Source organism: Neorhizobium sp. PAMB6716 (assembly GCF_058242805.1).
In genome coordinates this window covers 2,427,605-2,450,872 of the sequence record NZ_CM177835.1, presented here as the reverse complement: position 1 = coordinate 2,450,872, position 23,268 = coordinate 2,427,605, and the positions used below count along the sequence as shown (strand labels likewise).

General features: G+C 61.1%; 22 protein-coding genes and 1 pseudogene. 9 read left to right on the top strand and 14 right to left on the bottom strand.

All coding sequences use genetic code 11. The annotated features are described in order from the left end of the window. Positions 1-155: 155 nt before the first annotated feature. Positions 156-914, top strand: coding sequence for an MOSC domain-containing protein (locus AC4CWH_RS12060; RefSeq protein WP_491318931.1), 759 nt, complete (start codon positions 156-158; stop codon positions 912-914). On the opposite strand, the gene AC4CWH_RS12055 is transcribed toward AC4CWH_RS12060, so the two are convergent. The 3 genes from AC4CWH_RS12055 to AC4CWH_RS12045 form a co-directional block, all read right to left on the bottom strand. Continuing rightward, positions 899-2,587: an FAD/NAD(P)-binding protein gene (locus tag AC4CWH_RS12055; protein ID WP_491318930.1), complete on the bottom strand. Its 1,689-nt coding sequence runs from the start codon at positions 2,585-2,587 to the stop codon at positions 899-901. The genes AC4CWH_RS12060 and AC4CWH_RS12055 overlap by 16 nt on opposite strands. A 177-nt stretch (positions 2,588-2,764) precedes the next feature. Beyond that, the gene (locus tag AC4CWH_RS12050) at positions 2,765-3,250 is read right to left on the bottom strand and encodes a peroxiredoxin (RefSeq protein WP_491282257.1); all 486 of its coding nucleotides are present in this window, start codon (positions 3,248-3,250) and stop codon (positions 2,765-2,767) included. 98 nt (positions 3,251-3,348) lie between these two features. Next, complete coding sequence (locus AC4CWH_RS12045; protein ID WP_491318929.1) at positions 3,349-4,149, bottom strand: protein-disulfide reductase DsbD domain-containing protein; 801 nt, start codon at positions 4,147-4,149, stop codon at positions 3,349-3,351. A gap of 213 nt (positions 4,150-4,362) precedes the next feature. On the opposite strand from AC4CWH_RS12045, the gene AC4CWH_RS12040 reads away from it, so the two are divergent. From AC4CWH_RS12040 to AC4CWH_RS12030, 3 genes are all read left to right on the top strand, one after another. Then, positions 4,363-5,004, top strand: coding sequence for a YqgE/AlgH family protein (locus AC4CWH_RS12040; RefSeq protein ID WP_491282255.1), 642 nt, complete (start codon positions 4,363-4,365; stop codon positions 5,002-5,004). A 102-nt stretch (positions 5,005-5,106) separates the two neighbouring features. After that, positions 5,107-5,298 carry a CsbD family protein gene (locus tag AC4CWH_RS12035; RefSeq protein WP_491318928.1) on the top strand — a complete coding sequence of 64 codons (192 nt, stop codon included), beginning with the start codon at positions 5,107-5,109 and terminating at the stop codon, positions 5,296-5,298. Between the two features lie 97 nt (positions 5,299-5,395). Then, positions 5,396-6,457, top strand: a complete 1,062-nt coding sequence (locus AC4CWH_RS12030; RefSeq protein ID WP_491282253.1) for a zinc-binding metallopeptidase family protein — start codon at positions 5,396-5,398, stop codon at positions 6,455-6,457. A gap of 21 nt (positions 6,458-6,478) precedes the next feature. On the opposite strand, the pseudogene AC4CWH_RS12025 reads toward AC4CWH_RS12030, so the two are convergent. The 4 genes and pseudogenes from AC4CWH_RS12025 to thrC all read right to left on the bottom strand — a co-directional run. After that, a pseudogene (locus AC4CWH_RS12025) lies at positions 6,479-9,292 on the bottom strand (EAL domain-containing protein); the annotation flags it as partial. Between the two features lie 86 nt (positions 9,293-9,378). Further along, positions 9,379-9,993: a GNAT family N-acetyltransferase gene (locus AC4CWH_RS12020; protein ID WP_491282252.1), complete on the bottom strand. Its 615-nt coding sequence runs from the start codon at positions 9,991-9,993 to the stop codon at positions 9,379-9,381. A 60-nt stretch (positions 9,994-10,053) separates the two neighbouring features. Then, the gene (locus tag AC4CWH_RS12015) at positions 10,054-11,352 is read right to left on the bottom strand and encodes a M16 family metallopeptidase (RefSeq protein WP_491282251.1); all 1,299 of its coding nucleotides are present in this window, start codon (positions 11,350-11,352) and stop codon (positions 10,054-10,056) included. A 26-nt stretch (positions 11,353-11,378) separates the two neighbouring features. Further along, a complete protein-coding gene (gene thrC / locus AC4CWH_RS12010) occupies positions 11,379-12,776 on the bottom strand; it encodes a threonine synthase (RefSeq protein ID WP_491318927.1) in 1,398 nt (465 codons plus the stop codon). A 273-nt stretch (positions 12,777-13,049) separates the two neighbouring features. Between thrC and AC4CWH_RS12005 the strand changes: the two genes are divergently transcribed. Together AC4CWH_RS12005 and AC4CWH_RS12000 are read left to right on the top strand one after the other, a co-directional pair. Further along, positions 13,050-13,619: a PilZ domain-containing protein gene (locus AC4CWH_RS12005; RefSeq protein WP_491285402.1), complete on the top strand. Its 570-nt coding sequence runs from the start codon at positions 13,050-13,052 to the stop codon at positions 13,617-13,619. A gap of 240 nt (positions 13,620-13,859) precedes the next feature. Then, positions 13,860-16,568 (top strand): autotransporter outer membrane beta-barrel domain-containing protein, encoded by a 2,709-nt coding sequence (locus AC4CWH_RS12000; RefSeq protein WP_491318926.1) that lies wholly within the window; start codon positions 13,860-13,862, stop codon positions 16,566-16,568. 188 nt (positions 16,569-16,756) lie between these two features. Here the strand turns inward: AC4CWH_RS12000 and AC4CWH_RS11995 are convergent, their stop codons facing one another. After that, the gene (locus AC4CWH_RS11995) at positions 16,757-17,443 is read right to left on the bottom strand and encodes an HAD family hydrolase (RefSeq protein ID WP_491318925.1); all 687 of its coding nucleotides are present in this window, start codon (positions 17,441-17,443) and stop codon (positions 16,757-16,759) included. A 112-nt stretch (positions 17,444-17,555) separates the two neighbouring features. Then, on the bottom strand, positions 17,556-18,251 hold the full coding sequence (locus AC4CWH_RS11990; protein WP_491318924.1) for an ArsR/SmtB family transcription factor: 696 nt from the start codon (positions 18,249-18,251) through the stop codon (positions 17,556-17,558). A gap of 73 nt (positions 18,252-18,324) precedes the next feature. Here AC4CWH_RS11990 and AC4CWH_RS11985 point away from each other — a divergent pair, with 73 nt between their 5' ends. After that, positions 18,325-18,654: an NIPSNAP family protein gene (locus tag AC4CWH_RS11985; RefSeq protein WP_491318923.1), complete on the top strand. Its 330-nt coding sequence runs from the start codon at positions 18,325-18,327 to the stop codon at positions 18,652-18,654. Further along, a complete protein-coding gene (locus AC4CWH_RS11980; RefSeq protein ID WP_491318922.1) occupies positions 18,651-19,004 on the top strand; it encodes an antibiotic biosynthesis monooxygenase family protein in 354 nt (117 codons plus the stop codon). Before AC4CWH_RS11985 ends, AC4CWH_RS11980 begins: the two co-directional genes overlap by 4 nt. Here the strand turns inward: AC4CWH_RS11980 and AC4CWH_RS11975 are convergent. Both AC4CWH_RS11975 and AC4CWH_RS11970 read right to left on the bottom strand, forming a co-directional pair. Next, positions 18,988-19,314: a HepT-like ribonuclease domain-containing protein gene (locus AC4CWH_RS11975; RefSeq protein WP_491318921.1), complete on the bottom strand. Its 327-nt coding sequence runs from the start codon at positions 19,312-19,314 to the stop codon at positions 18,988-18,990. The two genes, AC4CWH_RS11980 and AC4CWH_RS11975, sit on opposite strands and share 17 nt — an antisense overlap. Positions 19,315-19,325: 11 nt before the next feature. Beyond that, positions 19,326-19,622, bottom strand: coding sequence for a nucleotidyltransferase family protein (locus tag AC4CWH_RS11970; protein WP_491321418.1), 297 nt, complete (start codon positions 19,620-19,622; stop codon positions 19,326-19,328). A gap of 143 nt (positions 19,623-19,765) precedes the next feature. On the opposite strand from AC4CWH_RS11970, the gene AC4CWH_RS11965 reads away from it, so the two are divergent. After that, the gene (locus AC4CWH_RS11965) at positions 19,766-20,896 is read left to right on the top strand and encodes a site-specific DNA-methyltransferase (protein WP_491318920.1); all 1,131 of its coding nucleotides are present in this window, start codon (positions 19,766-19,768) and stop codon (positions 20,894-20,896) included. A 323-nt stretch (positions 20,897-21,219) separates the two neighbouring features. On the opposite strand, the gene AC4CWH_RS11960 is transcribed toward AC4CWH_RS11965, so the two are convergent. From AC4CWH_RS11960 to mutY, 3 genes are read right to left on the bottom strand one after another with little or no spacing between them, the layout of a single operon-like run. Continuing rightward, on the bottom strand, positions 21,220-21,516 hold the full coding sequence (locus AC4CWH_RS11960; RefSeq protein WP_491318919.1) for a putative quinol monooxygenase: 297 nt from the start codon (positions 21,514-21,516) through the stop codon (positions 21,220-21,222). 4 nt (positions 21,517-21,520) lie between these two features. Next, on the bottom strand, positions 21,521-22,135 hold the full coding sequence (locus tag AC4CWH_RS11955) for an HAD family hydrolase (protein ID WP_491318918.1): 615 nt from the start codon (positions 22,133-22,135) through the stop codon (positions 21,521-21,523). Positions 22,136-22,183: 48 nt separating this feature from the next. Further along, entirely contained in the window at positions 22,184-23,263 is a 1,080-nt protein-coding gene (gene mutY, locus AC4CWH_RS11950; RefSeq protein ID WP_491318917.1) for an A/G-specific adenine glycosylase, read from the bottom strand. Positions 23,264-23,268: the final 5 nt, after the last annotated feature.

The window sequence follows — 23,268 nt, the reverse complement described above, 5'->3', positions numbered from 1 at the left end:
ACGAGGATTGTTATGTTATAACGATCAAGGCAGAAAAATGGCAAGCCCGCCGGTCGATCTTTTGGAACCCCGGGCAGACAATTGTCTTCTCCCTCGCAAACCCACATTCGTGGGTCGCACGCGAAAACGGGCGTCAGGGAACAGGGCGAGATTAAATGCAGAAAATCGGGCGGGTGGCGAAGGTGTTCCGGTATCCGGTGAGTTCGCTCGGGGGAGAGGCGCTGGAGACGATCAACCTCTCGCGGGAGGGTGTCGCCGGCGACCGCCGTTTTGGCCTCCTCGATCCCGCAACCGGCCGCCCGGCCGCGCCCGAGCAGGAGCCGCGCTGGCGCCCGGCGCTTTTGCTGACGGTGGAAACTGCCGAAGGCAGCGCCTTGCCAAACATCCGTTTCCCGAATGGCCGGATTTTTCCGCTGGATGCGCCAGATCTTGCCGAGCAGCTCTCGGTGCATTTCGGTTTTCCGGTCGCAATTGGTGTGCAGGAGGCGTTTTCAGCGGATGCGCCGGCGCATTTTCCAAAACTTGCGCCGCGTTATGACGTAGCCCCCTTGCATCTCCTCACAACCGCATCGCTGACAAGGCTCGGCGATCTCGGCGGATTGTCGAACCCTGATCCGCGCCGCTTTCGCCCGACGGTGCTCATTGAAACGGAAGAGGGTTGCGAGGACTTTGTCGAAAACCACTGGATCGGCTCAGACATCCGCATCGGCACACACAGGATTTGCGTAACCGAAGCCACCCGCCGCTGCGGCATGACGCTCGCGGCCCAGCCCGGTATCGAGGAGGATGCCAATGTGCTGCGCGCCATCATGCGCCACAACGCCCGCCATCTCGGTGTTTATGGCAGGCTTGCCGCTGAGGGCGCCGACCAAGCAACAATCTCGGTCGGCGATATCGTTTACGCCGACAGTTGAAGCGGGCTCTCGTGTCGGGGCGAAATGGTCTCGAGGATCGCCTCCGATACGGTTTCGCCGATCTCCCATGCGCTGGTAATGCCCTGCACAAAGGGATGTTTGTGCAAGAGGAAGGAAATCGCCGCGCAATAAAGATTGTTGCAGAGCGGCGCCGTCGTCTTGGGCCGGTACTGCTCATCGATATCGATACCGCCGGTGCGGATCATCGGCACGGCGTCCGTATCGGTCACAAACCCCTGCGCGACAGGCGTTGCGGATTTCTGCACGCCACCCTGGGCCACCAGCGTCGGGAAGGGCAGATCGGTGGCAGACAGCGTTGCCTGGCCGGTCGCATCGATGAAGGCATCAAAGACATGGCTTTTGCCGTTTTCAGTCACAGCCGCGCCTCGCTCCATCCCGTCGCTCGAAATGTCGTAATCACTGCCGAGTGCCAGAATATCGAGCTTTCCGGCGCGTTTCAGTGCCAGAAGCCGGCGGATCGACATCAGCGGCACGGTGGCATAATCATCAACGAAGATCGATTTGAAATGGCGATGGAAACGTTTGAGATCCGTCTCATCAAGATGCGGAATGGCGCGCGCAACAATCTCGTGGGTGATGAGGATCGCGTAACGCCACGGCACCGTGTATTGCCTGTCCCGGTTGGCTTGCGTCTCCGCAAGGTTTCTGGCGGCCCACACGAAGGGGTCTGAAGCGACCCTTTCGCGGTAATAGGCCTCGGCAAAGGTCTCCACAGTCAGCTCGGATAGACCGATTTTCGATGCATAATCGGGATCGGCGACCAGAATTTCGCGGCGAAACAGCTCAAAAATCTCGTCCAACAGGTTATGGCGGCCGGTTGCAATCAGCGCATCGACAGCCTCTTCGGTACACACCTGCGGCGTCCGGTAGGGCAGCGGACAGTAAAAATCCGCCTCCGGCAACAGGCCCTTGCGAGACATCATCGTGGCGTGAAACGCCTCGCTGCCGGTGGCCGGCTGATATTGCAGGTCTCCGGCCGTATCCAGCCGGAATGTGCCGCGGGCGGTCGCCACGCTCATCAGCGCATCAATGCCGGAGAGCGACGTGCCGAGAATGCCGACGGATCCGTGCGGAATGGTTTTGAGCGCTGCCGCCGGCCAGGGCGAAATGAAATAACCGGGGCGGATTTCCGTATTGTCCGGCCAATTGTGACCGGTTGCCATCACCACATGGTCAAACACCGCCTCGAAGCGGATGCCATCGCGTCCGGTCACCGAAAGGCGGATATCGGTTTCCTGAAGCGCAATGTCGATGACCCGGTGCCGGTCCAGCACGTCGATGCGGTGGCCGTTGCGCTCGCCGATGGCCACGAGCTGCAGAAACTGCGCACGCATATATTCGCCCAGCACGACGCGCGGATAAAATTCACGCGCATCGATCGCCTCACGCAAAATGCTCAAACGCTGCAGTTCTGCATCCTGCTGGCGCGACAGCCACTCCACCAGCGTTTCCGTCAGCGCCGGAAATTCGATGCTCGGGATGTTCGACAGCATGGCGGGATCGTTGATATCGGGATGATACGGCGTGCCCTTGCCCGGCTCCGCTTCCGCTTCGAAAATGGTGATGGAGAGGGGAATGGCCGAGGCGATAAGGCCCTTCAGCGTGTAAAGACCCGTTGGTCCGCTGCCGATGATCGCGATTCTATCTTGCATCTGTGTCTCGATCTGGAGAAGCGCGAAAGAGAGTTCGCGCACGAGACATTACAATGTCGGGAATGGCCGCTTGTTCCGCAAGCACGTCTTGGTTGTTGGGCTGGTGCGTTGCTGGTGAGCACAATGCAGCAAAGCGGCCGTCACAGCCGCTTTGCCATCATCTTGAAGCGTAAAATCTCAGAGCTGCTCAATCATGGCAGCGGCGCCGGAAACTGTGGCCTGTCCGGGGCTTTCCTCGATGTTGAGGGTTTTCACCACGCCATCTTCCACCAGCATGGAATAACGCTTGGAGCGCACGCCAAGGCCGCCGGCGGAGAGGTCGATATCGAGGCCGAGCGACTTGGTAAACGCGGCATCCCAGTCGGAGAGGAAATGGATCTTGCCGAGGCCACCGCTCTTTTCGGCCCAGGCGCCCATCACGAACCAGTCGTTGACGGCAACGACGGCGATGTCGTCGACGCCGCGCTCCAGAAGCGCGTCGCGGTTTTCCAGATAGCCGGGCAGGTGGTTCAGCGAGCAGGTGGGCGTAAACGCGCCGGGTACGGCAAACAATACGACCTTCTTGCCCTTGAACAGGCTGTCGGTCGTCACTTCCACCGGTCCGTCCTGGGTCTTTTCCTTAAACGTTGCTTGCGGCAGCGTATCGCCGACGGAAATCGTCATGATCATCTCCTTGGATGCGGTCTGTTCTGAAAAGCTCGGGCTGAAATGAGAGCCAGACGGGGCACGCGCTGGCGCATTCGCGGCACTATAAAGCCGCCTCAATCGAAGGCAAGCGCGGTTTCCATGGCGCGGTTTCCGGCAATCACCAGAATGTCCCAGTGCTTGCCGCCCGCCGTCACCTTGTCGGCACCCTTGCCAAGCGGCATGTCCACCACATAGGTGCCATCGACGTCTCTGCCGTTCATCTGGTCAAACAGCACATGGCCCGCAGGCGTTGCCACGAAGATCTGCGGCAATGGGCTGCCCTGCGGCAGGCGAAGGCCAAGGCTGAGGTCGCTCTTGCCCTTGGTCAGCGCATAATGCGTCACGGCAAAATCGTCTGAGGGTTTTTCCGGCAGGCTTTTGCGTGCCTCGTCCAGAATGAGATTTTCCTCGAACGGCAGCCCCTTGCCGCCTTTGAGATCGAGATGGAAATCGGCCTGGAAGGGAATGCAGATATTGCGGCAGAGGCCGATAAAGGCGCTGGCATTCAGCATCAGCGGCTGGCCCTTGTCCTTTACGCTCAGCCTGAAGGGCAGCGTCACCGCATGGTCATAACCGAGATCGCGCACCTCGCCGGTCTGGAATTTTTGCGGAACCGGGAACTCCAGTTCGTTGAGTGTCACGCCATCGCCCGGCGACAGCGAGATCTGCGGGGGAATGCCGGCCTGGCCTGGCTCTTTCCAATAGGTGATCCAGCCGTTCTTCGGCTCGATCTGCAGCGCGCCGCGCACGGTGCCATCAGGTTCTGCCGGCAGCGTGATGATTCGCATCCGGCCGCCCTCGTTTTCCGCCCAAGCGGTCATGGCCGCCCGGGCGCCATGCGGCAGCGCCACGGCTGCGGCAAGGAGAAGAGCCATGAATGCATGGCGGCGCGCGGTTGCGAATAAATTGAATGCCATGGCTGCAGATTTAGTCGAAGCCCCTGCCAGCTTCCAGTCACATGCGTACAATGCGGATCATTTTCGGTTGATTGATCACAGGACCTGCCCCATCTTGAAGAGAGACGGCCGTTTTGACGAAAAAAAACGCCTCGCCCATACCCGGGCCGGGCCTACCGAGCAGGAGGCACGATGCCATTGTCGACGCTGACGGATAAACTGGCAGAAAGACTGGCGGAAAAGCCGGCCGACAAGCGCGAGCGCGGGTTTCTTGACGGCCAGTTCGTCATCGCCATGCCCGGCATGCAGGACGGCAATTTCAGCCGTTCGGTGGTTTATATCTGCGCCCATTCGCCGGCGGGCGCCATGGGCTTCATCATCAACCGTGCGCAATCCATCTCGTTTCCGGAAATCCTGCTGCACCTGAAGATGGTGGACCAGACGGATGCCATCATGCTGCCGAGTGCAGCGCGCGATTTTCCGATCCTGAACGGCGGGCCTGTCGAGACGGGCCGTGGTTTCGTGCTGCATTCGGACGATTATCTGAGCGATTCCAGCATTCCGGTCAGCGATGACATTTCGCTGACGGCGACGCTTGATATCGTGCGGGCGATCTGCGAGGGGCGCGGGCCTGCCCGTGCCACCATGCTGCTCGGTTATGCCGGCTGGGGCCCCGGCCAGCTGGAGGCCGAGATCGGCGCCAATGGCTGGCTGAACTGCCCCGCCGACGAGGAGCTGATCTTCGACCGCACGCTGGACGACAAATACGAGCGTGCGCTTGGGCTGATGGGGGTGCGACCGGAAATGCTGTCGAGCGAAGCCGGCCACGCCTGACGGCAAAGTCTGACGGCAAAGCCTGCCGGAACCAAGTTGTGTTCCTTGCGTTCTCTCCTCCAGAAACCGCGGGCAAACTGCGGTGAACCAAGGAGAAGACCCATGGGTAGCATGAGCGACAAGGTATCCGGCAAGGCCAACGAACTCGCCGGCAAGACGAAGCAGGCTGTTGGCGATGCGACCGACAATCACTCCCTGGAAGCCAAGGGCCACGCCCAGGAAGCCAAGGGCAAGGCTCAGCATGCCAAGGGTGAACTGAAGGAAGGCGCCAAGGGCGTCATCGACAAGGCCTGATCCATCCTTCGCCGAATTTTTTAAAAAGCCTGCCCCGGCGTCAGTCGGGGCAGGCTTTGTATGTGTAAGCCCTGCTCTTATTTAACGGATCCGATCCATGCGCCTTTATGAATGCGATCATTGCGGCCAATCCATCCATTTCGACAACCGCGTCTGCATCAATTGCGGCCACAGGCTGGCCTTCGTGCCGGAACGGCTGACGATGCAGGCGCTGAACGAGGGGCCGGATGGTTTCTGGCGGCTGGTGTCGGATCCCGGCCATACGCTGCGCCTCTGCGCCAATGAGGTGAATGACATCTGCAACTGGACGATACCGGCTGAAGGGGAGGAGACCTTCTGCGTTGCCTGCCGCCATAACCGGCTGGTGCCGGATGCGTCCACCGACGATGGCCTTCGCCAGTTTCGCACCATCAGCCAGGCGCAACGGCATCTGTTTTATTCGATGCTGAAATGGGAGTTGCCGCGCACCACCCGCGCCGAAGATCCCGAAGGCGGGCTGGTGTTCGATTTCCTCGTGGACGAGGTGAAGCCGGACGGCACCGTGGTGCCGGCGATGACCGGCCACGAAAGCGGCCTTATCGCCATCCGCGCCGCCGAGGCAGACGATGCGACCCGCGAGCAGATCCGCGTCTCCATGAACGAACCCTATCGCACCATGCTTGGCCATTTCCGCCACGAAACCGGCCATTACATCTGGGACAAGCTGGTGCGTGACATGAACCGGCTCGATCCGTTTCGCCTCGCCTTCGGCGATGAACGCGCCGATTACGCCGAGGCGTTGAAGCGCAATTACGAGCAAGGTCCGCCGGCGGACTGGCGGGAGCATTTCATCAGCACCTATGCCAGTACCCATCCGTGGGAGGATTTTGCCGAGTGTTTTGCCCATTACGTGCATATCGTCGATACGCTGGAAATGGCGCGGGCGCTGGGCATGGTGGTGGAGCCCCGCGGCCACGCCGAACTTGCCTCCGAAGTGGATTTCAACCCCTACCGCGCCCATGATGCCGCCCAGCTGGTGGAAGCCTGGATCCCCTTCAGCGTGGCAATGAACAGCATCCACCGCTCGATGGGCGTGCCGGATCTTTATCCGTTCATCCTGACGCCGACAGTGGTTGCCAAGCTGGAGTTTATCCACGGCCTGGTTCACGGCAATCATTGAGGGAAGGGCGCGCCTGTCTTGTCAGGCGCGCTTGGTCAGCGGAAAACGTTCCTTCAGCAGGCGCTGCACCGCGTCTGGCGGCATCGGGGCGCCGAAGAGGAAACTTTGGCCGAACTGGCAGCCCATCTTGGCAAGATCCCCTGCATCCTCGTCGCAGCTGATGCCTTCGGCCACGACCGTCATCTCCATCTGCCGCGCCATGGAAATCACCGAGCGCAGGAGAACCGCGCCGCGGTCGGAGGGATTGGCGACGATCGACTTGTCGAGCTTGATCGTGTCGAAGGGGAACTGCGTCAGGTGCGACAGCGAGGAATAACCGGTGCCGAAATCATCGAGCGCCAGGCTGATGCCGGTTTCCTTGAGTTTTGCCAGAACAAGGCGTGCCTGTTCCGGATTTTCCAGCATCATGGATTCCGTCAGTTCCAGCTTCAACCGGCCCGGGTCGAAGTGGCTGCGGCTGAGGAGCGAGCGTATTTCGGTGTAGAGATCGGCGTTCAGCAGCTGCGCACTCGACAGGTTGACCGAAATGAACACCGGCAGCTCGCCCGTCTGCTTTTCCCAGGTCGTCAGGTCAGCTGTTGCACTTTCCAGTGCAAACATGCCGAGCGGACCGATGAGGTCGGACATTTCGGCAATGGGAATGAACTCGCCGGGCGGAATGCTGCCGCGCTTGGGATGCTCCCAGCGCATCAGCGCCTCGAAACCGGCGATCTCGCCATTGTCGAGCCGGATGATCGGCTGGTAGGCGAGCGTCAGTTCGTTTCGTTCCAGCGCCCGGCGAAGATCGGTCTCGATCTGTAGCCGGTCCGGCGTGCCATTGCTGCGGAAGGCGGGGCGGAACGGCTCCACCCGGTTTCCGCCGGCGCGTTTGGCGCGGTACATGGCAAGCTCAGCATCACCCAGCAGGCTTGCGGCACTTTCCTGCTGGTCGACCCAGGAGGAGAGGCCGATGGAGGCCGTCAGGATCACCTCGCGATTGGCAAAGTTGATCGGCACCATGATCGCCTTGCTCACCGCATCGGCAAAATCGGCCACCTTGCCGGGATCGCGTTCGGAGACGAGGATGAGGCCGAACTGGTCGCCGGAAATACGCGCCAGCGTGTCCTGCGGCTTCAGCAGTCGGCGCAGGCGCCGCGTCAGCGCGATCAGAATGTTGTCGCCGGCGGCAATGCCCAGGCTGTCATTCACCTGCTTGTAGCGGTCGATGTCGATGGCCAGTACCGTCGGGCGCACCGCATCGCTGGTGGCGGCAATGGTTAGCACCGATTGCAGCCGGTCGAGAAACACCTGGCGGTTCGGAAGGCCGGTCAGGTTGTCATGCATGGCATCGGCCAATAGCCGCTCGACGGAATTTTTCGGCTCCGTCACATCAACGATCGTGCCGACGCAGCGGATGATTTCGCCGTTCGAGCCCAGCACCGGGCGGGCGCGGATCTGTAGCCAGTGGAAATGCCCGTCTTCGGCGCGGATGCGGAACTCGTGGTTCAGCTTGCCCTTGCGGTGCTCCAGCAGCACGTCGAGCGTCGCCTTGAAGCGATCGCGGTCGTCAGGGTGAAGGCGCGGCAGCCAGTTGCGCACCGGCCCGTGCATGGAGCCGGGCGACAGGCCAAGCCGCAGCGAAATATCCGGTGTCGTTACCAGACGGTCACGGGCCACATCCCAGTCCCACACGGTATCGCCGCTGCCCATCAGCGCCAGCGACTGGCGTTCCAGATCGGAAAACAGGCCCTGCTGATAGGCGCCGCCGGCAAAGGCGTGCTGCATCACGGTAAAGCCGATCAGGAGAACGATGAGAACGAGGCCACCGCCGAGCGCCGGCTGGATGATGTCGTTGTCGAGTTTACCCGTCACCGTCAGCCAGCCGCCGAACAGCCAGACGAGGATCAGCGCCCAGGTGGGCACCAGAAGGATCGCCCGGTCAAACCGGTTGAGGCCGAGATAGATGATGAGGAAAATGCCGGCGGTGGCGGTCAGCGCCAGCGAGATGCGGGCAATGCCTGATGCAATCGAGGGATCGTAGATCGCAACGCCGAACAGCAGCGCAAGTCCGATCACCCAGGCAAAGGTGGCGTAACCCAGATGCACATGCCAGCGGTTGAGGTTGAGATAGGCAAACAGGAAAATCACCAGCGAGGAGGCCAGCGCCACTTCGGCGCCCGCTCGCCATATTCGCTCGTCGCTGGAGGTGATGCTGATCAGCTTTTCCAGAAAACCGAAGTCGACGCAGATATAAGCAAGCACCGCCCAGGCAAGGGCTGCCGCTGCCGGCAGCATGGAGGTGCCCTTCACCACGAAGAGGATGGTGAGGAAGACGGCAAGCAGGCCCGCAATACCGAGCACGATGCCGCGATAGAGCGTGAACGAGTTGACCGTGTCCTTGTAGGCGTCCGGCTCCCATAGATAGATCTGCGGCAGATTGGGCGAGGTCAGTTCCGCCACGAAGGTGATGACCGAGCCGGGGTTCAGCGTGATGCGGAACACGTCGGCATCCGGGCTTGCCACGCGGTCGAGGGCAAAACCTTCCGAAGGGGTGATTGCCGTGATGCGCTGCGAACCGAGATCCGGCCAGATGAGGCGCGAGCCGACGAGGCGGAAATGCGGGGCGACGATGACGCGCTCCAGCTGTTCTTCCGAAACGTTGGCAAGCGCAAACACCGCCCAGTCTCCTTGGTGGCCAGGGGTTGCCGAACGCACCTCGATGCGCCGGCGAATGCCATCGGAGCCGGCGGCGGTGGACACCTGAAACGCCTCGCCCTGATTGGCATAGATGTCGGTGGTGGCCGTCAGGTCCAGCGCGCGGTCGTCGCGGGAGATCTTCACCGGCTCGAAGGCGAGTGCTGCACCGGGCAGCATGAGGAAAAGGCAGGCGAAGACCATCGCCAGCCGGGTGAGGAGAGGGGATAGGGGTGCGCCTGGCCTGTTCATCGCTCGGCCTGCACCTTCACGTCCACCGGGTCGCCCGAAAGCAGGGAATAGAGGGTGTGATCCCGCCACTCGCCGTTGATTTTCAGATATTTCCGCAAAAGACCTTCCCGTTCGAAACCGGCTTTTTCCAACAGCCGTACGCTCTTCCAGTTCTCCGGGATACAGGCCGCTTCGATGCGGTGCAACTGAAGCCCGGTGAAGATGTAGGGTACTACAAGACGGAGTGCGGCAAACATATGACCTTGGCCCGCCTGTTTTTCACCCATCCAGTATCCAACCATGCAGCTTTGGGCTGCCCCCCGGCGGATATAACCGATGGTAAGCCCGCCCAGCAGGCTCATGTCGTCGCGGTGAAAGAGCAAAAGCGGCACCGCAAGGCCTGACGAGAATTCCTGTGTATGACGGGTGACGCGGGCGCGAAACGAGGCCTCCGTCAACTCGTCATGGCGCCAGGTGGGTTCCCACGGCTGCAGGAACTGGCGGCTTTCCGAGCGCAGCCTGTACCACGCGCGGTAATCTGTGTAGCGCGCAAGGCGCAGCATGTGGTGATCGCCGTAAAGCTCCGGCATCTCCGGCTGACGTGACAAGAACCGAAACACCGATCGCGTCATCCTCTGCCCGTTCCGCCCCGCCCGTTGCAACACGGTCGACGGAGCGGAATTGCGCCGTGATCAGCCGATTGCCTTGTGTCGCCCCACGTCCGGCGCAGACAGCGCCGCCGTGATGTCCGACAGGGATGCCAGCTTTTCAACCGGGCCGATGGCGGACAATGTTGGAACTGTATCGAAAAACAGCCGTCCGGCAAGATCGGTCAATCGCGAAGTCGTGATCCCCTCCAGCCTTTCCATCATTTCCCCGTTCGGAATGATGCGGCCGTAGAGGATCATCTGCCGGGCAATCTGGCCAGCGCGCGCTGCCGGGCTTTCCTGGCCCATCAGAAGCTGGGCGCGGATCTGGGCACGAGCGCGGTCAATTTCCTGCTGGTGGATGACTTCGGAAGACTTGCGCAGCTCGTCTATGATGACAGGCACCAGCTGCGGTAGGTCTTCGCCGCCGGTTGCGGCATGGATGCCGAAGATGCCGGTGTCGGAAAAACCCCAATGGAAGGCATAGACCGAATAACACAGGCCGCGATGCTCGCGCACTTCCTGGAAAAGGCGCGACGACATGCCGCCGCCGAGGATGTTGGCGAGAATCTGCGAGCAGTAGAAATCACGCATGTGATACGCCTTGCCCTCGAAACCGAGAAGCAGCTGTGTATCCATGAGGTCGCGGGTTTCGCGCACGTCGCCGCCGAGATAACGGGCGGGCTCGAAGATGGGCGAGGTGGCAGGCTTCGTCGGCAGCAGCGAAAACCGATCTTCGATCTGCTTGACCAGCGTATCGTGATCGACCGAACCGGCGGCCACGATAAACATGCGGTCGGTCGTGTAATTGCGCGACAGGTAACCGCGGATCTGGTCGGGCGTGAAGGATTTGACCGTTTCCGGCGTGCCAAGGATCGGGCGGCCGATGGTCTGGTCGCGGTAGGCGACTTCGGAAAAACGGTCGAAGACCACGTCGTCGGGCGTATCGTTTGCGGCACCGATTTCCTGCAGGATGACGTGTTTTTCACGCTCCAGCTCGTCTTCGTCGAAGGCGGATTCGGTCAGGATATCGGCGAGGATATCGATGGCGAGCGGCACATGGTCCTTCAGCACGCGGGCATAATAGGACGTGGTTTCCGTCGAGGTCGCCGCGTTCAGCTCTCCGCCGACATTCTCGATCTGCTCGGCAATGTCACGGGCGCTGCGGCGCGCCGTGCCCTTGAAAGCCATGTGTTCGAGAAGATGGGCAATGCCGTGCTCGTCGGTGGTCTCGTTGCGTGCGCCGGACTTGATCCAGACGCCGAGCGCGACGCTTTCCAGATGCGGCATGTTCTGCGTAACGACAGTCAACCCGGAGGCAAGCCGGGTGATTTCAACATTCATTGTCTGTCTTTCCGGCACTACGCCCTTCACGCCTTCGCCCGCGCATGCTGGCCGATATAGGTTTCGACCGCCTTAAGCTCGGGTTCCAACAGGTCGAAGCGCTCCTCCCTCGTCATTAAATCAGCGAGCCATGATGGGAGCGCCGGATGAATTCCGCAAGCGGTTTCTACCGACGCGGGGAACTTGGCGGGGTGGGCGGTGGCCAGCGTCACCATCGGACTTGCCGGTTTTGCGTGCTTGGAGGCGACGAAAACGCCGGTTGCGGTGTGCGGATCGAGCAGGTAGCCGGTGGTTGCAAGCGTCGTGCGGATCGTCTCTGCCACCTGCTTTTGTGTGGCGCGCCCGGCGCGGAAATCACGGCGGATGAATTTCAGCGCCTCGGCCTCTATCTCAAACGCACCGGACTGGCGAAGGCCGGACATGGCAGTGCGCACGGCAGAGGGCTCGCGACCATAGGCTTCAAACAGCAGACGTTCGAAGTTGGAGGAAATCTGGATATCCATCGACGGCGAAGTCGTCGCCATCACCGGCTTCATCTCGTAGCGGCCGGTTTTCAGCGTGCGCGCAAGGATGTCGTTGTCATTGGTGGCAATCACCAGCCGGTCGATGGGAAGGCCCATGCGCTTTGCCACGTAGCCGGCAAAAATATCGCCGAAATTGCCTGTCGGCACCGTGAACGACACTTTCCGGTCTGGCGCGCCAAGCGACACGGCGGTGGTGAAGAAATACACCACCTGCGCCATGATGCGTCCCCAGTTGATGGAGTTGACGCCGGACAGGTTGACACTTTCGCGGAAGGGCACGTCGTTGAACATGGCCTTCACCAGATCCTGGCAATCATCAAAATTGCCGTGCAGGGAAAGTGCATGCACGTTCTTATGGCCGGACGTGGTCATCTGGCGCTGCTGGACGGGCGACACCTTGCCATGCGGGAAGAGGATGAAGAGATCGGTGCGCTCGCGCCCGCCAAAGGCGTCGATGGCCGCGCCGCCGGTATCACCGGAGGTCGCGCCGACAATGGTGGCGCGCTCGTCACGCTCGGCCAGCACGTAGTCCATGAGACGCGCCAGCAGCTGCATCGCCACATCCTTGAACGCCAGCGTCGTGCCGTGGAAAAGCTCGGCGACAAAATCGTTCGGGCCGAGCTGCACCAGCGGCACAACGGCTGGATGGCGGAAGGTGGCATAAGCCTCGTCGATCATGCGGCGCAGCGCTTCATCGGGGATTTCGCCATCAACGAAGAAGGAGAGAACGGTAAAGGCCACATCCTGGTAGGATTTGCCGCGCAGGCCCCGGATATCCTTCTTCGACAGCTGCGGCCATTCGCGCGGCAGGTAAAGCCCGCCATCGCGGGCAAGGCCTGCCAGCAGCGCATCACGAAAGCCAAGAGCGGGCGCATCGCCGCGAGTAGAAATATATTCCAAGATATCGGTCCCAGGATCGCGTGTTCATCTGTCCGTGCCGGACGGCGGCGCAGGCTTTCGAAAGAGGCGGCACATGCTGCCTGTCGTCTTCTCTGCAGGAGGCCTGTCTCAAGGCCAAATTCGGCCACTCCTCCCGCAAACAACGCTTCAGACAAAATTCGGCTGCAATCCCAATCGATTTTTCCGTGCGCCGCTGATATAGACCATCAAAATTTGCCGTGAAAGCCCGGAATGCCTATTCAGGGACGGTTGGGAAGAAAAGGGTTGCATTACGTGTCTGGCCAGTCATCGCTCAAGTTTGTCTCGGTTTCGCTTCTTGCAATTCTTGCCGGCTGCAATTCCTCCGCCCCAACCTCCGGGCTTTCGGCTGCCGAACCGGTAGCCCAGCCGGTGGCGCCTGTGGTGCAGGCCTATTGCCCGCCGGTCGTGCTGCGGGATGAAACGGCGGTGCGCAGTTCCTATGCCGGCAACGCCAAGGACGATCCGGACAAGCTGATCTACCGCGCCTCGCTTGCAGATGCGACCCGCGCCTGCTCGGCAAATGAAGCAACGATGACGATCAATGTCGTGGCGCAGGGCCGCCTCATCCTCGGCCCCGCCGGAAAATCCGGCCGCGTGACGCTGCCGGTCGTGGTGGAAGTGGTCGATGGCGACAATGTCATCTATTCGCAGTCCGTCAGTTTCCCGGTCGATGTTCCCGCCGAAGGCTCGACGCAGTTCATCTTCAACAAGGCCGATGTGTCGATCCCCAACACGGCTGCCAGCGGAAATTCCCGCTTCACCCGTGTGCGTCTGGGCTTCGACGAGGGGTCGGTTGCAAAAACGTCGCGCAAGAAGCGCTGAGTTCAACTCGGCTCTTTCCTCACAAAAGCCGGTTCCGTTGCGACGGGACCGGCTTTTTTGTGCGTGGCCGCCATGGGCCGGCGCGTCAGCGATTGGCACCCGTCGATGCGTTTTCCTGATATGCGACAGGTATCCTTCGCCGGGCCTGTGGTTTAAACGTTTCTTAACCCTTAAATTCTAATTTAGATTGGATAACGGCAGCGATACAGCTTGCGATCTACTTGTTGGGGGAGGGCGATGATGAACGGCAGACGCGGGATCTGCGGGCCTCGCCTTTGGTTGTCCACGGCGCTCGTCTCTGGCATGGCAGTGGCGCCGGCCGCTGCGGTTTTCGCGCAATCGTCTCCGGCAAGCTGGACCGGCAATGCCGATAGCAATTTTTCCAACGCAGGCAACTGGTCGACGGATCCGCAAGCGCCGGGGTCGGGCGATGCGGCAGAGATCGGCTCGGGCGTTGCCATCGTCTCCCCGGATGCGGCTGTTTCAAGCCTTGGCGTCAGTGGCGGCACGCTTCGCGTGCAGGACCAACTGACGGTTGGCAACGGAACCCTGCTGTCTTCCGGGCAGATCGAGGTTCTGGTTGGCGGCACGCTGTCTTCGGGCGTGACGGTGAGCGGCGGCGTGCTGTCCATCTCCGGCATGCTGGATGGCGATCTCTTCCTGATGGGCGGCAGTGCCGTCAATGATGGCACGATCACCGGCGACACCAGCGTTTCCACCGCCCCCTTCACCAACAATGGCACGATGGCGGGCCTCACCGTTCAAACGGGCGGCATCGCCATCAACAATTCCACCGGCACGATTGCCGGCGAGACCGAGGTCCGCGACGGCACGTTTACCAATAACGGCACGGCAGCCGGTGTGGATGTCTCGGCCAACGCGATCTTCGTCAACAATAGCGGGGCCGTGGCTGGCGCGGTGGCAAATGCCGGAAATACCTCCAATGCCGGCACGCTGTCCTCGCTTGCCAACACGGCCGGCAGCTTCACCAACAATTCCGGTGGCGTGATCACAGGCGCAACACAGATCTCCGGTGGCACCGTCACCAACAATGCCAGTTTTGCCGATGTCTCGGTCGATGCGTCGGGCATCTTTACCAACAATACCGGCGCGACCGCGGGTGACGTTTCGAATGCCGGTACAGTCAGCAATGCCGGAACAATCGCCTCGCTCTCCAATACCGCCGGCAATTTTACCAACAATGCCGGCGGCACGGTGACGGGCACGACGACCGTCTCCGGCGGTACGCTCACCAACAATGCAGGCCTTGCCGATGTCTCCGTCAGCACTGGTGGCCGCGTCGTCAACAACAATGGTGCAACGGCCGGTACCGTCAGCAATGCCGGCCAGTTTTCCAACGGCGGCACCGTGGCGTCGCTGTCCAACACCGATGGCCTGTTTGAAAACAGTGGCACGATTTCCGGCGCAGCCACCGTCTCCGGCGGCACGCTGGTCAACGATGGCGCGGTGCTCGGTCTGCTTGATGTCTCAGGCGCCGGTATCCTGTCCGGCACCGGCAGCGTCGGCACGCTGTCTGTCGGTGCGGGCGGCATCCTGTCGCCGGGGCCGGGGCTTGCCACCATGGATGTCACCGGAAACCTGACGCTCGGTTCCGGCTCCACCTATCTTGCCGATATCGCCTCCAGCGGCGCCTCCGACCTCGTGACGGTGGGCGGCACGGCGCAGATTTCCGACGCCACGCTTCAGATCTTGGCGGCAGATGAGGTCTATGTGCCCGGCACGACATACACGATCCTGACGGCAAATGCGGTCTCGGGTCAGTTTTCCAACGTCGTCTCCGATTTCGCCTTCCTGTCGCCTTTGCTGACCTATGGCGCAACGAACGTGAGTTTTGATCTCGATCGCAATGCCGTATCGTTTGCCTCGGTGGCCGAAACGGCAAATGGACGGGCAGCGGCGGCCGCCGCCGACGGCCTTGCCTCCACCGACCCGCTCTACCGCGCCGTCGTATCGCTCGGACGTGACGAAGCCCCGGCTTCCTTCGAGCAACTGGACGGCGATTTCCACGCCTCGCTCAAATCCACCCTTCTGGAAGACAGCCAGTTTACGCGCGATCAGGTGCTGGAGCGCATGCGCAAGGATGAGGCGGGCAAGGATACGTTCTGGGCCGCCGTGTTCGGTGCCAGAACGCAGATCGGCGGCGATGGCAATGCGGAAGAGGTGAAAAGCCGGTTGGCGGGTGCGCTTCTGGGCGCCGATGGCATTCTTTTCGACAGCGATCGTTTCGACGGCGCCCGCGTTGGTGTCGTGGCCGGCGCCAGCCGCAAATCCGTGTCTGAAACGGCAAGCCATGACAGCGGCGATGTCGACAGCTACCACGCCGGGCTTTATGCCAGCACCTGGCTTGGACCTGTGACGGTCAGCACCGGCGCGGTCTGGTCCGGCAATCGCGTCTCCGTCGATCGGCAGGTGAATTTCGGTTCTGTGTCCGAAAGCCTTTCCAGCGATTACGACAGCGATACGGCGCAGGTGTTTGCCGAGGTCTCCACCGATATCCGCGCCGGTGATTTCACCCTGTCGCCCTTTGCCAATATCGCCCGCGTGCGACTCTATACGGATGGTTTTGCGGAAGACGGCGGCATTGCAGCGCTGACGGCCCGAAAAAGCATCGACGATGTCACGCTGACAACGCTCGGGCTGCGCGCCGAAACCACCGTTCCGTTCGGTGATATCCCGGTGACGATGAGCGGCGAACTCGGCTGGCGCCACGGTGTGGGGGATCTGACGCCGGCAACCGGCTTCACCTATGCCGGCGGACAGTCGTTCAGCGTCGAGGGCGTGCCGCTTGCCCGTGATGCGGTGATCATCAAGGCCGGGCTGGAGGCGCAGCTGGCCCCCGCCATTCGCCTCACCCTCAACTGGAACGGCCTCTTCTCAGACAATGTCGTCAGCAACCGCGCTACGATATTGCTCGCCGGCTCGTTCTGACGGCGAGCAACGCCGTTAAGGCTAAGGCGTTCAAGAGAGGTTCGGCCACAGCCTGTTCCAGAATTCCCGCTGGCGTGGCGAAAATGGTGATTTCGAGAACCGGAGCGGAGCGTACTTGACGTACGTGAGCACCGGAAGCACAGAAATTGCCATTTGCAGCCCGCCGGTGGGGATTATGGGGCAGGCTGTTAAACGACGACCCATTCGGCGAGCGCCGTAATCGTGGCCGGCAGATCACTCATGCGGGCAATCACGGTTTCGGCGCCGGCATCGGTCAGGCGGTCGGCGTGACTCGGATAGGTGTGCGAGGCGCCGGTAAAACCGATGACCCGGCAGCCGGCGGCAACAGCGCCGTGGATGCCATGCACGGAATCCTCGATGACCACGGCGCGCGACGGCGATACACCAAATGCGTTCAGTGCATGCTCGAAAATGTCCGGGCGCGGCTTTACACGGTCGGGGCCGAGATCCTTGGCGGAAAAAATATTCGGGGCAAAATAGGGCTTGAGGCCGACCTTGGTCAGCATCATGTCCAGCCGCTGGCTCGATGAATTGGAGCAGATGCAGCTTTGCGTGGTGAGCTTCGACAGGGCGAACTTGACGCCCTCGATCACCTTCACGTCGCGGGCAAGCCGCGCGTCGAGCAGCTTTTCCGACTTGTCGATGAGCGTTGCCGAGAGCGGAATATCGGCTTCCTTCTCGATGGCCAGAAGGATGTTTTTCCAGGTCATGCCGGCAAAACGCTCGCCCATTTCCTCGACGCTGATCGGATAACCGGCTTCCGTCAGCAGGCGGGATTCCACCTGCGCCGCGATGATTTCCGAATCGACGAGAACGCCGTCGCAGTCAAAAATGATGAGGTCAAAACCGCTCATGATAAAAAGCTCTTTTTTACATGGTTAGAGGCCGGTGGGTGCCGGCCGTGCCGAAAAACCGTGGCCGGGCGCCTGATCTGCCTCCCCTACACGACGAGGGCGTCGATAACAATCAGGCAGCATCTGCGTCGTGGACCGGAAACAGGGCAAGAAAGCGGCTTTTGCCCTGCCGCGTGAAGGTAATCGCCCGGCTGTCGGGCTGGCGCTTCGCAAGCCCCGTATCGAGGAAATGCGAAAGAAGCGCCTTGCCGAGCGCACCTGCCAGATGTGAGCGCCGTTCGCTCCAGTCGAGGCAGGCCTTGCAGAGCGGCCGGCGGGGGGAGGCGAGCGCATCGACATCGATGCCCATGTCGCAGATGAAGGTTTTTCCGCGCGGCGTCAGGTCGAGAGCTTCGCCATCGGCTAAAATAGCACCGCGCTCAAACAGGCTGTCGAGCATGCGCACGCCAAAATCTCCGGCCAGATGGTCATAACACACGCGCGCCTCACGCAGCGCCGGATCTTTCGGGCCGGGGCGGTGGCGCAGATGTCCACGGCTTGCGGCAAAGCCCATGATGGTTTCCAGAAGCGCTGCCGTTTCCGCAGACAGCGCAAAATAGCGGTGGCGACCCTGCTTGCGCTGGGTCAGCAGCCCGCCATCCTCCAGCTTCGAAAGGTGCGCGCTTGCCGTCGGCAGGCTCACGCCGGCGGCCTGCGCCAGCTCGCTTGCCGTCAGCGCCTCGCCGCCCATCAGTACGGTCAGCATGTTGGCGCGGGCGGGATCGCCGATCAGCGTTCCGATGCGGGCAATGTCTGGTCCTTCTTTCATGCTTCGATGGTAGACGAAGCATTCTCGTTGCGCAACGGGGCATGATGGCTCCACTGACAACGGAGACATATCCATGATCACCTGCTTCATCCGCTATGAAATAGACCCGTTCAAGGGCGATGAATTTGCCGCCTATGCGAAAGCCTGGGGGCAGGCCATTCCCCGCTGCGGTGCCGATCTCATCGGTTATTTCGGCCCGCACGAGGGGTCTGCCACCACCGCCTACGGCATCTATAACATCGAAAACCTCGCCGCCTACGAGGCCTATCGGGCGCGGCTGCGCGACGATCCGCTGGGCCGTGAAAACTATGTGTTTGCCAAGCGCGAACGCTTCATCCTGAAGGAGGACCGCCTGTTCCTCAAAAACCTGTCGCTGCCGCATGGCCCGAAGGTTGCGCCATGATCGCCGTCATCTTCGAGGTGGTGCCCTATATGGGCGAACGCCACCGTTACCTCGATCTCGCCGGCGCGCTACGCTCCGAACTCGAACAGATCGACGGCTTTATCTCCATCGAGCGTTTTGAAAGCCTGACCCTGCGCGGCAAGATCCTGTCGCTCTCCTTCTGGCGCGACGAGGCGGCGGTAAAGGCCTGGCGCAAGGTCGAGGCGCATCGGGCCGCACAACGCGAGGGCAGGGCCACGCTTTTTGCCGATTACCGCCTGCGTATCGGCCACGTGCTGCGCGACTACGGCATGTTCGAGCGGGGGGAGGCGCCGGGGGAGGGGGAGGTTGATATCAAAACCGCGATCTAAAACGGATCAAGGCTGCCTTCAACGGCGGGAGGTCGCTGACGGCAACGTCCCAGATGACTTCGGCAGCAATGCGGTGGTACTCGTGGCGCAGGACATTTCCCACGCCACGAACCCGCTTCCAGGGGATGCCGGGTTCGGTCGCCAAGAGATCATCGGGAAGATGTCGTGAAGCCTCGGAGAGGATCTCGATCGCTCTTTCGATACCCATTCGGAAAAGCCATTCCGAGGCAAGATGATCAAATTTCCGGTGAGCCAGCGATGCTTCGATGCGTTCGATCGTTTCCAGCATTTCGTCAAGGACGACGGTCACGTCTCTTGGCATCAAAAGACCTGAACTGCTGTTTGCTCTATCCGCTCGCGCAGCCTTGGATGCAGGCTATTGCGGGTCGTGACATCCACATCCAACAGCAACTCTTCTTCCAGAAAAATTTTCAGGCCGACCAGATCGAGAAGGGAGAATTTTTTTGACGCGTCGTAATCAATGAACAGATCCAGATCACTGGTCTCGCGCGCTTCGTCCCGCACCACCGATCCGAACAGATAAAGCGAGGTCGCGCCCAGGGCCCGTATGGCCTCGGCCCGTTCGCTCAGCAATCTGATCGCATCATCTTTCCTCATGCCGTTAACATAATCCCATCGAGGCTTTGCCGCCATCCCGATTATTTCTCGCATTTGACATCGCTGCTTCAGGGTTTGGTAACCAAACTAGGTAACCATAACAGTCAGTAAACGTATCCGAGTCAGCGTATAGCGAGTATCAGATGGCAGCCGTTCTCCCGCTTGTAGACCTGAAGGCCGAGGTGCGTCCGAACACCTGGCTCAACTCCATCATCAAGGGCGATTGCGTGGCCGCCCTCGAGGCGCTTCCCGACCAGTCGGTCGATGTGATTTTTGCCGATCCACCCTACAATCTCCAGCTCGGCGGCATGCTGCACCGTCCCGACCAGTCGCTGGTCGATGCGGTCGATGACGACTGGGACCAGTTCGAAAGCTTTCAGGCCTATGACGCCTTTACCCGCGCCTGGCTGCTCGCCTGCCGGCGTGTGCTGAAGCCGAATGGCACGATTTGGGTCATCGGCTCCTACCACAACATCTTTCGCGTCGGCTCCATGCTACAGGACCTGCGCTTCTGGCTGTTGAATGACGTGGTGTGGCGCAAGACCAACCCGATGCCGAATTTCAAGGGCCGCCGGTTCCAGAACGCGCATGAGACGCTCATCTGGGCAAGCCGCGATGCCAAGGCGAAATCCTATACGTTCAACTACGATGCGCTGAAGGCCTCCAACGACGACGTGCAGATGCGCTCCGACTGGCTGTTTCCCATCTGCAGCGGCCATGAGCGCCTGAAAGGCGATGACGGCAAGAAGGTGCATCCGACGCAAAAGCCGGAAGCGCTTCTCGCCCGCATCATCATGGCCTCCACCAAGCCCGGCGATATCATTCTCGATCCGTTCTTCGGCTCGGGCACCACGGGTGCCGTTGCAAAACGCCTCGGCCGCAACTTTGTCGGCATCGAGCGCGAGCAGGATTACATCGATGCGGCCTCCGAGCGCATCGCCGCCGTCGAGCCGCTCGGCAAGGTGGAACTGACGGTTCTCACCGGCAAGAAGGCCGAGGTGCGCGTCGCCTTCAACACGCTGGTGGAAAGCGGCATGGTCAAGCCCGGCCAGGTGTTGACGGATGCCAAACGCCGCGTCAGCGCCATCGTGCGCGCCGATGGCACGCTGGTTGCCGGTTGCGAGGCCGGCTCCATCCACCGCGTCGGCGCCAAGGTGCAGGGCTTTGACACCTGCAACGGCTGGACCTTCTGGCATTTCGAGGAAGAGGGCGTGCTGAAGCCGATCGATGACCTGCGCGCCATCGTCCGCGCCGGCATGGGCAAGCTCGGCTGAAGTTCTTTTTTTGGGGGGCTTGGATCGGGCTCCTAGCGTTCGAGGTTTACCTCCCTTCTGACTTGCCAGGCTCAAGCCTAATCAGCTTGGCAGGACAGCGAGGGGCGAACTGGCACAGCGCCTGTTCCCGCCATCCACCGTGAGGTCCAAAACCTGACTGTTTGCCTCGCCTTTGCCACAGATGGGGTGTTTTCTGAAATTGTCTCATCGCCGCAGACCTGATCCACCGCCTCCGACGATGACTTTCCCATCCGGTTCCAGTCCCGGATGGCAAAACGCCCGCGCACGACAATGTGGCGGGCGTTTTCGTTCAAAGGCCAGGCTCAGGCAGGCGTATCACCGCTGCGGATCGTGTAATCGCGGGGAATGCCGGCGGTCACCGTAAACCAGTGCGACTTGCGCGTGCGTTCCTGATGGGCGTCAAAGGCTGCACGATCGGAAAAGACTTCCGAGACGAGAAAGCGACCCGGCACCGTGGCGCAGGGTGTCACGTTAAAAGACAGGCAGCCCGCCTCAGCGCGGGTCAGCGCCACATGCGCGGGCAGGGCGGCGGTTACATCCGCCAGCCGCTCTGTGGGAACATCGATATGGCCGTCGAGGTAGATGTTTTCTGTGTTCATGGTCTCAAACCGAAATCCCAAATCCGGCGAGATCCGCCCGCAGCTTTTCGGCACTGACAAAATGCACCGCCTGCCAGCCGGCAGCTTTTGCGCCCTCAACGTTTGCCAAGGCATCGTCGATGAACAGCGTATGCGCCGGGTCGAGGCCAAAATTGTTGGCGTGCATGTGGTAGATGTCCACATCCGGCTTGATGAGGAAGATTTCGCCGGACACCGTCACGCCGCGCGGTTTGTCGAGGAAGGGAAACATTTTGCGCGCTTCGACAAACGTGTCTGCGGCAAAGTTGGTGAGCATGGTCACGTCGCGGCCGTTGGCGATCAGTTTTTCAAGAATTTCGACGCTGCCGTCATAGGCGTGCGGCACCATTTCGGACCAGTGCTGGCGGAAGGCGCGAATATGGTCGGCGCGTTCAGGGAATTTTTCAATGAGTTCCGCTTCGGCCACCGCCCAGTCCCGGCCACGATCCTGTTCCAGGTTCCATTCGTGGGTGCAGACGTTTTCAAAGAACCAGCGGCGTTCGTCGGCATCGGGAATGATGCGGGAAAAGGGCAGGTTCGGATCGTAATGGATCAGCACCTTGCCGATGTCGAAAACGATGTGGTCGATGGAACTGCTCATGAAAACTCCCAGGATCTAAAAATGGTGCCCCGCGATGACAAAAAGCTGTCAGGCGGGCGCGAAAGCCAATGGAATAGCCTGAGTGATCGCTTTTTTCATGACGGTCGGCAAGCCTTGAGTCTCCAGCTCCGTCACCGCATGCCACCATCCCCCGGCCTCCTCTTCGATTTCCACCCGCGTGCGAAACACCGTGAGGCGCAGTTCGAAATGGGTGAAGACGTGGGTGATCACGCCGGCCATCTGCCAGTCCGCCTTAAACGGTGCATCATCTCGGCTGATGCCGCCGTCGAGCCGCGCGGTCCAGGCGGTCGTCGGAACCTCGGTCATGCCGCCCAGAAGCCCGCTGTCGATGCGCCGGCGCAGGAGAATGTTTCCATCCGCCGAGACGGCGACGAAGGCCGCACCCTGGCGCACCGGCTTTTCTTTCTTCGCGGCTTTTACCGGAAAGTTTTGCGGATCGTGGTGTTTTAGCGCCAGACAGTCGGCATTGAAGGGACAGAGCGCGCAGGCCGGGCGTTTTGGCGTGCAGATCGTGGCGCCGAGATCCATCATGGCCTGGGCGAAATCGCCCGGTCTCACCTCCGGCGTCAGGTCGCGCACCTTTGCCTTCATTGCCGGTTTTGATCCCGGCAGCGGGTCGGAAATGGCGTAAAGCCTTGAAATCACACGCTCCACATTACCGTCCATCACGGCGGCGGGACGGTCAAAGGCAATGGCGGCAACGGCGGCCGAGGTATAATCGCCAATTCCGGGCAGCGCCCGCAGGCCGTCTTCGGTACAGGGAAAAACACCGGCGTGATCGGCGGCCACCGCTTCAGCACATTTTTTCAGGTTTCGCGCCCGCGCATAATAACCAAGCCCCGCCCAGGCGGCCATCACATCGTCCACAGGGGCGGCCGCCAGATCGTTGACGGTCGGCCACAGCGACAGGAATTTCAGAAAATAAGGCTTGACCGCCTGCACCGTTGTCTGTTGGAGCATCACTTCCGATAGCCAGATGTGGTATGGATCGGCTTTGATGCCTTCAGCGCGCTGGCGCGGTGAAACCCGCCACGGCAGTTCGCGGTGGTGGCGGTCGTACCAGGCAAGCAGTGCGGCTGTGAGGCTTGGGTGAGGTGAAGCGGGCATGGATC